7 protein-coding genes are annotated in these 7,861 nt (G+C 70.9%); 3 read left to right on the top strand and 4 right to left on the bottom strand.

Annotated elements, in window-relative coordinates; all coding sequences use genetic code 11:
• From DEIPI_RS38635 to DEIPI_RS0101280, 3 genes are all read right to left on the bottom strand, one after another.
• On the bottom strand, nt 1-287 hold a 287-nt coding region (locus tag DEIPI_RS38635; protein WP_027480603.1), incomplete at its 3' end, for a hypothetical protein.
• 53 nt (nt 288-340) lie between these two features.
• Nucleotides 341-1,252: a ParB N-terminal domain-containing protein gene (locus DEIPI_RS0101285; RefSeq protein ID WP_027480602.1), complete on the bottom strand. Its 912-nt coding sequence runs from the start codon at nt 1,250-1,252 to the stop codon at nt 341-343.
• A gap of 302 nt (nt 1,253-1,554) precedes the next feature.
• Nucleotides 1,555-4,332: a M16 family metallopeptidase gene (locus tag DEIPI_RS0101280; RefSeq protein WP_027480601.1), complete on the bottom strand. Its 2,778-nt coding sequence runs from the start codon at nt 4,330-4,332 to the stop codon at nt 1,555-1,557.
• 172 nt (nt 4,333-4,504) lie between these two features.
• Between DEIPI_RS0101280 and DEIPI_RS0101275 the strand changes: the two genes are divergently transcribed.
• Both DEIPI_RS0101275 and DEIPI_RS0101270 read left to right on the top strand, forming a co-directional pair.
• Entirely contained in the window at nt 4,505-5,104 is a 600-nt protein-coding gene (locus DEIPI_RS0101275; RefSeq protein WP_027480600.1) for a sulfite oxidase-like oxidoreductase, read from the top strand.
• Between the two features lie 116 nt (nt 5,105-5,220).
• The gene (locus tag DEIPI_RS0101270; protein WP_027480599.1) at nt 5,221-5,742 is read left to right on the top strand and encodes a mismatch-specific DNA-glycosylase; all 522 of its coding nucleotides are present in this window, start codon (nt 5,221-5,223) and stop codon (nt 5,740-5,742) included.
• Here the strand turns inward: DEIPI_RS0101270 and DEIPI_RS40825 are convergent.
• On the bottom strand, nt 5,739-6,296 hold the full coding sequence (locus tag DEIPI_RS40825; protein ID WP_052351561.1) for an ankyrin repeat domain-containing protein: 558 nt from the start codon (nt 6,294-6,296) through the stop codon (nt 5,739-5,741). The genes DEIPI_RS0101270 and DEIPI_RS40825 overlap by 4 nt on opposite strands.
• A gap of 127 nt (nt 6,297-6,423) precedes the next feature.
• Between DEIPI_RS40825 and DEIPI_RS27520 the strand changes: the two genes are divergently transcribed.
• Nucleotides 6,424-7,861, top strand: a 1,438-nt coding sequence (locus DEIPI_RS27520; RefSeq protein WP_052351560.1) for an HSP90 family protein, incomplete at its 3' end; no start/stop codon positions are given.

The following is a 7,861-nucleotide window of genomic DNA, read 5'->3' as shown; positions in this document are numbered from 1 at the left end:
CCCGACGGGGAGCGCAGGAAGCCGCGCAGGCCGAGTTCCGCGCCGCGCAGGACGCCGCCGTGCAGGCCGACCTCCAGCAGGCGGCGCACCTCCTGCGCGTCGAGGACGCCGGTGAGGCGCGCCGCGCGGATTTCCGTGTCGCCGTAGAGGGTGGTGCGCAGACCCCACGCGGAGAGCGTCCGCGTGGCGTCCTCGCGCGAGAGGGGATGAGCGAAGGTGAGGTGCGCGTCGAGCTCGAAGCCCCGCACGCCCTTCTGACGCTCGCCCGCGTTGCTCTGCTGGTTCATGGCCGTATTGTGCCGCGCGCGCGGCTCCGGGGTCTTGAGGCGGCGTTGGGGCCTCAGGTGGTGGGCGTGAGTCTGTGGCCGTGCAGCAGCAGGCGGATGCGCTTGCCGAGGCGGCGCCACGCGGGCGGCGCGTGATGCCGGGTGAAGTCCAGCGTGGCGACCTCGCTGCCCACGTCGAAGCCGTAGCGCTGCGTGAGGAAGTAGCGGTGATCCATGATCCAGAGGTACAGGTCCGCCTCGGTGCGGCCGGGGAAGAGGCGCAGCAGCCGGTGCGTCTCGATGTGCTCGGTGACGCGCGCGTACAGGCGGCGGTGCCAGCTCTCGACCGCCTCCTCCCAGGTGACCTCGCGGCCGTGCTTGAGGCCCAGGAAGTACTGCCTCGTGCGGATGTGGTCGAGCAGGACGTCGTAGCGGCCCGGGGTGGTGAAGCGGATGGGGCGGTGGCCGGGCACGACCTCGTCGAGGTTCGTGACCTCCAGGAAGTGCGCGTACTCGCCCTTGACGATGAGGTCGCGCAGGGTGTCGCCCGGCTCGGGCGCGACGCGCACGTCGAGCTCGATGATGTGCGCGTCGATGTACTTCTGGCCGTTGCGCCGCGCGACGCTCACGCGGTGGTTGCCGTCCTTGACGAAGTAGAGCTCGCCGACCTTGTACACCTGGATGGGGGGCAGCTCGCGTCCCTTGAGCTGCGCCTCGCGGATGGCGATCCAGCGTTCGTCGAGGTACTCCTCGCGGGGGAGGAAGTGGCGGGTGAATTCGCGGTAGCGGTCCACGCTGCCGATCACGCTGTCCACCGGGATGGATTGCAGCCCGAGGTGATGCTCGCCGTGCGGCGCGAGGTGCCGCACCCAGTCGAAGGGCACCAGCTCGTTCGGAACGCCGCGGACGACGCTCAGCATGTCCTCGACGGCCGAGACGAGCTTGGCGCGGTCGAGGTCGTGTTTTGCCTGCTGCTTGCTGTCCATCTTCACCCACTCCAGTTCAGCCGCCGCCCGTCAGGACGAGGTCACGGCCTCACGACCCCATGGTAGCGCATCCAGCCCGACTTAGTGTATGACGTACACATTAGAGCCCGCGTCCAGAACGCACCGTGTTCTCCAGCGCTTCCGTCGATGACGCTCCGCTGCCAGCCCGCTTCGCGTTCTGGCCCCGAGCTCATGCCGGAGGGCACTCGGCCTTCATGCCAGGGTAACCCCGGCGGCCGGGGCACTCGTCCCGAAAGAGGAGGGGGCGCCCCCGACCGGAGGCGCCCCCTCTCACGTTCGCGCTACTTCTTGAAGGTGCCCGCCTTGAACAGGCTGAACTTCGAGGGGTCCACGTACTTCTTGAGGGCGGCGTTCACCTGCGCCGTCGTGAGGGCCGCGAACTTCGCGTCGAAGTCCGCGCTCGTGCGGAACGTCCGCCCGAGGTCCCCCTGCGTCGCGAGCGCGTTCGCGAGCGTCGCGTCGCCCGTGCGCGCGAGGCGGCGCGCCTGCAGCAGGCCCTGCTTGGCCGCCGCGACCTCCGCGTCCGTGAAGCCGCCCGACACGGCCCGCGAGACCTCCTCGCGGAAGCCCTGCTCCAGCTTCGCGCCGTTCACCGGGTTGTAGATCGCGTAGGCCTGCACGAGCGCGTCCGGATCGCGCGGGTCCGCGGAGAAGCCGCTCTCCACCCCGTAGCTCAGGCCCTCCTTCTGCCGCAGCCGGTCCGCGAGGCGCGAGCTCAGGCTGCCCCCGCCGAGGACGTAGTTCGCCACGACGAGCGCCGGGTAGTCGGGCGACAGGTCCGTCAGGGGGAAGCTCAGGCCCGCGAGGAACACCGCGTTCGCCTTGTCCGGCACCTCCACCGTCACGTTCGCGGGCGCGGGCTGCGTGTTCACGGCCTTCACCCGCTCGTAGGGCGTCTTGGACGTCCAGCCCGAGAGGGCCTGCGAGAGCTGCGCCGTCACGGCGGGCGCGTCGAAGTCGCCCACGACGCCCGCGAAGGCGACGTTGCCGCCCCAGAAGTCCTCGTAGAACTTGCGCACGTCCGCGAGCGTCAGCGCGCGCAGGTCCGCGAGCTGCTCGTCGAGGGTGGGGACGTAGCGCACGTCGCCGCGCTTCGCGCCCGCGGGCATGAAGTGCCGCGAGAACGCGAGGCTCGCGAGCGTCTCCGGGTCGTTGCGGCCCGCCTCCACGCCGCTGACGGCCTCACGCCTCAGCTGCTCGAACTCCTGCGCGTTCCAGGCGGGCTGACGCAGCACGGTGGTCATGAGCCGCAGCACCTCGGGCAGGTTCTGACGGTCCGAGGAGACCCGCACGGTCGCGCCCGTCGCGCTGCCCGACACGTTCATGGTGGACTTGAGCCGCGCGAGGCGGTCCTGCAGGTCCTGACGGCTGAGGCCGCTGCTGCCGCGCTCCAGCATCTCCCCGACGAAGCCCGCCGCGGTCGTGCGGCCCCGCAGGGCGTTCTCGTTGCCGAACTTCAGGTTGAGGGTGAGCTCCACCTTCGCGCCGCGCGAGCGGTACGGGAGCGTCGCGACCTTCAGGCCGCCGAGCGTCTCACGGCGCACGCGCGCCTCCAGCGCCAGGGGGTCGGGGTCGAGCGTCTCGCCCGCCGCGACCGCCGCGCGGCCCGTGTACCCCTTCAGGACGTCCTGCACGCCCGGCGCGGTCGGGATGGCCACGGACTCGTTGCGTTCGCTCGGCACGAACTGCCCGAGGGTGCGGTTCACGGGCCGCAGGTACGCCCTCGCCACGCGCTGCACGTCGGCGGGCGTGACCTTCTGCACGGCGTCACGCAGGAAGAAGAAGGTGCGCCAGTCGCCCAGCGCCATGAACTCGCTGAGCTGCACGCCGAGCTGACCGGGGTTCGCGACGATGTTCTCGAAGCCGCGCTCGTTGAGGGCCTTGATGCGGTCCACGTCGGCCTGCGTGGGCGCGGTGGACGCGAAGTCCTCGATGGTCTTCAGGAAGGTGTCGCGGACGGGCCCGACCGCCTCGTCCTTCGGCAGGAACGCGTAGAACAGGGTCAGGGTGGGCCCGGGACGCAGCCGCGCGAAGCCGCCCACGGCGGTCGCCTTGCCGCCCTCCACGAGCGCCTTGTGCAGCCGTCCCGAGGGCGTGTCGCCCAGCAGGTCCGTCATGACGTCCACGGCGGCGTAGTCCGGGTGCAGCGCGGACGGCACGTGGTAGGCCGACATCAGGATCTGCTCGTCGCCGACGCGGCGGACCGTGACGCTGCGCTCGCCCTCCTGCGGGGGCTCCACGGTGTACTCCCTGTCGAGCACCCGCGTGGGCTTCGCGAGCTTCCCGAAGGTCGCGGCGACCGTGTCGAGCGCGAGCTGCGGATCGAAGCGGCCCGCGAGGAGCAGCACCGCGTTGTCGGGCTGGTAGAAGCGTTTGTAGAACGCCTGAAGCTTCTCGATGGGGACGTTCTCCACGTCGCTGCGGTTGCCGATGGTGGCGTTGCCGTAGGGGTGCCAGTCGTACGCGACGGACTGCACCTGCTTCAGGAGCACCGAGCCGGGGTCGTTCTCGCCCGCCTCGAACTCGTTGCGGACGACCGTCATCTCCGAGTCGAGGTCCTTCTTGGCGATGAAGGAGTTCACCATCCGGTCCGCCTCCAGGCCGAGACCCCAGCGGAGGTTGTCGTCCGTGGCGGGCATCGTCATGAAGTAGTTCGTGCGGTCATAGGAGGTGGTGCCGTTGAAGTCCACGCCGCGCGTCTTGAACTCGGCGGGGATGTTCGGGTGCGTGGGCGTGCCCTTGAAGACCATGTGCTCCAGCAGGTGCGCCATGCCGGTCTCGCCGCCGCCCTCCTGCCGCGAGCCCACGAGGTACGTGGTGTTGATGGTGACCGTCTGCTTCGTCGCGTCGGGGAAGAGCAGCACCTTCAGGCCGTTCGCGAGGCGGTACTCGCGGATGCCCTCGAGTTCCGTGACGAAGGTGGTCCCGGCGGGCAGGCGGAGTTGTGCGGCGGGCGCGGGGCTCGCCGGGGTGCCCGTCTGGGCGAGAGAGGGCGGGGAGGCGCCGAGCAGCACGGCGACACTCAGGAACACGACGCTCGCTTGACCGGAGATGCGCATGAAACCTCCTCGCCCCGCGCTGGGCCGGGCACCTCCCAGCGTACGGCACGCCGGGCCGCGAGGCGAAACGCCCGCTCAAGGTTTCGGTAGCCCAGGGCACGCGGCCCCCTCAACGCGCGGTGCTAGCCTGAGCCACTGACGGTCCGCGCGGGCCGCCGCGAATGGAGGTCACATGCTCGGCAAGTTCTTCCGCAAGCCCGAGGACGACCAGGGGGGCCGCATCCCGCCCGGTCAGACCCTCACGACCCGCTTCCCCGTCCTGACGTACGGACCCACGCCCCGCATCGAGCCGCAGAACGTCGAGGTGCGCGTGTGGGGCCTCGCGGAGGAGCAGACCTTCACCTGGGCCGACCTGCTCGCGATGCCGCAGACGACCCTGACGTACGACATCCACTGCGTGACCCACTGGAGCAAGCTCGACACGACCTGGACGGGCGTCACGGTGCCCGAGCTGATGAGCCGCGTGCAGCTCAGGCCCGGCGCCACGCACGTCATGATCCACTCCTACGGCGGGTACACCACGAACCTCAGCCTGGAGGACTTCGTGCGCCCCCTGAACCTGCTCGCGCACGACTTCGGCGGCGCGCCGCTGGAGACGGAGCACGGCGGGCCCATGCGGCTCGTGGTGCCGCACCTGTACTTCTGGAAGAGCGCGAAGTGGATCAGCGGTCTGGAGTTCATGGACCACGACATGCCCGGCTTCTGGGAACGCAACGGCTACCACATGCGCGGCGACCCCTTCAAGGACGAGCGCTACTCCGACGGGTACTGAGGGAGCGGTCAGCGGTCAGCCATCAGCCATCAGCCGTCAGTCTGCTGACCCTCATGGCCGACCACTGACCACTGATCACTGACCACTGACCACTGACCACTGACTGCTGACTGCTGATGACCCTTGACTACATCGTTCCCGATCTGCTGCGCGAGGATCTCACGCTGGTCTTCTGCGGGACCGCGCCAAGCCTCACCTCGGCGCGGGAGCGGGCGTACTACGCGCACCCGCAGAACAAGTTCTGGCCCACCCTGCACCGGGTGGGCCTCACGCCGCGTCGCCTGCGTCCCACGGAGTACCCGCTGCTGCTCGACCTCGACATCGGCCTGACCGACGTCGCGAAGCGGCACTCCGGCATCGACAGCGCCCTGCCGAGGGAGGCCTTCGCGCCGCTGGAACTGCACGGCAAGATCGAGCGCTACCGCCCCCGGCTGGTGGCCTTCACCAGCAAGCGCGCCGCGAGCGAGGCGCTCGGCGTGCCCACCGGACGGCTGCCCTACGGCCCCCAGGCGCGTGACCTGGAGGGCACGGAACTGTGGGTGCTGCCCTCCACCAGCCCGCTCGGGGACAACCACTTCCGCATCGAGCCGTGGGAGGCGCTCGCCGCCCGGTACCGGGAACTGCGCGCCGGAGGTTAGGCGCGCGCCGCGATGATCCCCGCCAGGTCGTCCAGGCCGCGCTCCCGCGCGGCCTGCTCGGGCGTCTTGCCCTGCCAGTCCGTCGCGGTGACGCCCGCGCCCTGCTCCAGCAGCCACGCCAGCGCCTCGGGGCTGCGGGCATTGATCGCGCCGTGCAGAGCGTGATCGAGACCCACGCGCGCGCCCGCGTCCCAGACGGTCTGCAGGGTCTCCGGGTCCCCGCTGAGCGCGGCGTGGAACAGCAGAGAGATGCCGTGCGCGCCGCTCACCTGCGCGAGCTCGGGCCGGTCGGCGAGCAGGGCGCGCAGGGTCCCGGCGCGGCCCAGCATCGCGAGGGCGGGCACGGTGGGCGTCGCGCCGCGGCGCTCCAGTTCCTCGGCGATGGCGCGCGAGCCGGTGTGCGCGGCGGCCTCCATCGGCGTCTCGTCCCAGTCCGCGAAGCGGGCCTCCAGCAGGTCGGGGTGCGTGTCGAGGAGCTCCACGACGCGCGCGTGGTTGCCGTGGGCGTTCGCGACGAGTTCGTGCAGGGGACCGCTGAACTGGGGTGGCGTCATGCCCCAGCGTACCCTGGCGGCGCGTGTCTTCATCGTTCGGGGGTGCCCGCCCACGTGTGAGAGAAAGGCGCTCAGAAACGTCTCATCGCTCATGAGCGGCCTGTGAACCCGTGCTTAAATGCCATTTATGCGGCACACCTTCCAGGTCGACCTGCGAGGCATGATCGACCTGCTCTCCGAACACCTCTACGGCGGACCCGAGGTGTACCTGCGAGAACTCCTTCAGAACGGCGTCGACGCCCTCACGGCCCGCGCCGCCGCCCAGCCCGGCCACCGCGGAGGGCTCACCGTCACCCTCACCCCCGGCGTGGACGGGCCGCCCATCCTCACCTTCGAGGACGACGGCATCGGCCTCGACGCGGACGGCGTCCACGCCTTCCTCGCCACCATCGGGCGCTCCAGCAAGCGCGGCGACCGCGACTTCATCGGACAGTTCGGCATCGGCCTGCTCTCCTGCTTCGTCGTCGCCGACGAGATCGAACTCGTCACCCGCTCCGTCACGGGCGCCTCGGCGGTCCGCTGGACCGGCTACGCCGACGGACAGTACACCCTCACCGAACTCGACCCCGAGGACGAGACCGCGCGCACCGTGGGTACCCGCGTCGTCCTGCGCGCCAAGAGCGGCCGCGAGGGCTACTTCGACCCCGAACGCGTCCGCGCGTGGTGCGCGAGCTACGCCGCCCTGCTGCCCTACCCCGTCACGGTCCGCTGCCCCGAGGGCGAAAGCGTCGTCAACGACCGCCCCGCCCCCTGGGACACCCACGCCGAAGGCGACGCCCTGCGCGCCGCCCTCATCGACGGGGGCGCCGACCTGCTCGGCGTGGACCCCTTCGACGCCGTCGTGATCCGCACGGCCGCCGGGGACGTACGCGGCGTCGCCTACGTCCTCCCGTGGACGCCCACCCTCGCCGTGCGCGGAAGGCACCGCGTCTACCTGCGCGGCATGCTCCTCAGCGAGGACAGCGAACACCTCGTGCCCGACTGGGCCTTCTTCGTCAAGTGCATCCTCGACGCGCGCGACCTGCGCCCCAACGCCGCCCGCGACGCCCTGTACGAGGACGCCAGCCTCCACGCGGCCCGCGAGGAGATCGGCCGCGCCCTGCGCGACTACCTGCTGCGCCTCGCCGAGCACGAACCCGCCCGCCTGCGCGCCCTCATCGCGCTGCACTACCTCAGCATCAAGGCCCTCGCCGTGGAGGACGACGAGTTCTTCGAGCTGTTCCTGCCCTGGCTGCCCTTCGAGACGAGCCTCGGCCGCATCACCCTCCCGGAGTTCCTGCGCCGCAGCACCCGCGTCCGCTTTGTGAGCGACCTCAACCTCTTCCGGCAGGTCGGGCAGGTCGCCGTCGCCAGCGGTCAGGCCGTCGTCCACGCCGTCTACACCCACGACGCCGCCCTCCTGGAAAAGTACGGCGCGCTCCACCCCGAGGTGAGCGTCGAGCGCCTCGACGCCGCGAGCTTCGCCGCCGACCTCGCCGAACTCGGCCCCGACGAGCGCCGCGAGCACGCCACCTTCGTCCGCGCCGCCAACGAGGTCCTGCTCGACCTCGGCTGCGAGGCCCGCC

This window comes from Deinococcus pimensis DSM 21231 (assembly GCF_000519345.1).
In the GTDB taxonomy this organism is placed as follows: domain Bacteria; phylum Deinococcota; class Deinococci; order Deinococcales; family Deinococcaceae; genus Deinococcus_A; species Deinococcus_A pimensis.
This window is presented reverse-complemented; position numbering and strand designations above follow the sequence as displayed.